This window comes from Olivibacter ginsenosidimutans, assembly GCF_039542865.1.
Classification (GTDB): domain Bacteria; phylum Bacteroidota; class Bacteroidia; order Sphingobacteriales; family Sphingobacteriaceae; genus Olivibacter; species Olivibacter ginsenosidimutans.
This window is the reverse complement of the sequence record NZ_BAABIQ010000013.1, coordinates 1-1250: the sequence shown is the minus strand read 5'-3', so window position 1 is coordinate 1250 and position 1250 is coordinate 1. Positions and strand designations below refer to the sequence as shown.

Annotated in this window: 2 protein-coding genes; both read left to right on the top strand. The window is 40.9% G+C overall.

Annotation, left to right across the window (positions count from 1 at the left end):
* Positions 1 to 57 precede the first annotated feature (57 nt).
* On the top strand, positions 58 to 357 hold the full coding sequence (locus tag ABD930_RS08695; protein WP_345231333.1) for a transposase: 300 nt from the start codon (positions 58 to 60) through the stop codon (positions 355 to 357).
* Positions 285 to 1220 carry an IS3 family transposase gene (locus ABD930_RS08690; RefSeq protein ID WP_345231334.1) on the top strand — a complete coding sequence of 312 codons (936 nt, stop codon included), beginning with the start codon at positions 285 to 287 and terminating at the stop codon, positions 1218 to 1220. Before ABD930_RS08695 ends, ABD930_RS08690 begins: the two co-directional genes overlap by 73 nt.
* Positions 1221 to 1250 lie beyond the last annotated feature (30 nt).

Genomic DNA, 1250 nt, shown 5'->3' with positions numbered 1-1250 from the left:
TGGAGTTGCTACCTTTAGAGCGAGACAGATTTAAGGAGTAATTTTAAATTTGTAGAGATGCATAGAAAATTTGATGATTCGTTTAAGATCATGGCGGTCGATTTGAGCGTTGTTAAGGGATCTGTAGCCGATGTAGCTAAGGAATTAGCCATAGACCCCAGTTTACTGAGTAAATGGCGTAGAAATCCACGTTATAATGGGAATAAGGTTTTACCTGACAATCCTAAGATCAGTAAAGAGGAACATGAGCTGAGGGTTTTACGTAAAAAGTTAAGAGATACAGAATTAGAACGAGATATATTAAAAAAGGCCATAGCCATCTTCTCCAGGGGAGACGGTCCATATACCGGTTCATAAAGGCGAACCGAGAAGTATATTCCGTAGAGAAGATGTGCGAAGTATTGAACGTTAGTAGCAGTTGCTTTTACCGTTGGCTGGTTTTCCCCGAATCCCCCAGGGAACAACGAAGTAAAGCACTTGTGGATAAAATACAGCAGGTACACAGCGACAGTAAGTATATCTATGGCAGCCCACGGATAACCGCAGAGCTGCACAAAAAAGGTGAAATAGTATCAAGAAGCTACGTTGCAAGGTTGATGAAGAAACATGGGATACGAAGTAAGGTTAAGAAAAAATATAGGGTGACCACAGATTCCGGACATAGCTATGGGATAGCTGAAAATCTCCTCCAAAGAGATTTTTCAGCGGATGCCCTGTCACAGAAATGGGTTGGCGACATTACCTATATCCATACTGACAAAGGGTGGCTTTATCTAACAACCGTCATTGATCTGGCGGACAGAAAAGTCATCGGATGGTCTTTGAGTACTGATATGACCGCTAAAAACACTTCTGTAGAAGCCATCAGGATGGCTATTAAAAACAGGGGTGTCAAAGATGGACTTATCTTCCATTCGGATAGAGGGATCCAATATGCCTGCGATGAATTCAGGGAGGTAATTGTAGAAAACAAGATACTTCAAAGCATGTGCAGAAAAGCGAATTGCTGGGACAATGCAGTTGCTGAGAGCTTTTTCAAGACATTAAAGGCTGAAATGGTCTATCATAGAAAATTCATGGATCAGCAGTCAGCTAAATTGGAGATCTTTGGATACATTGAAGGATTTTATAACACCAAAAGAACTCATTCTGCTCTGGGCTATAAGACACCCAAACAGATTGAAGAGATGCTGCTAGAAAAAGATAGATTGGCAGCATAAAAAAGTCTCCTACTTTAAGTTGCAATTCCA

Excerpts from the sequence above, each read along its gene's own strand:
- ABD930_RS08695 (WP_345231333.1), top strand. The coding sequence starts at position 58 with ATGCATAGAAAATTTGATGATTCGTTTAAGATCATGGCGGTCGATTTG.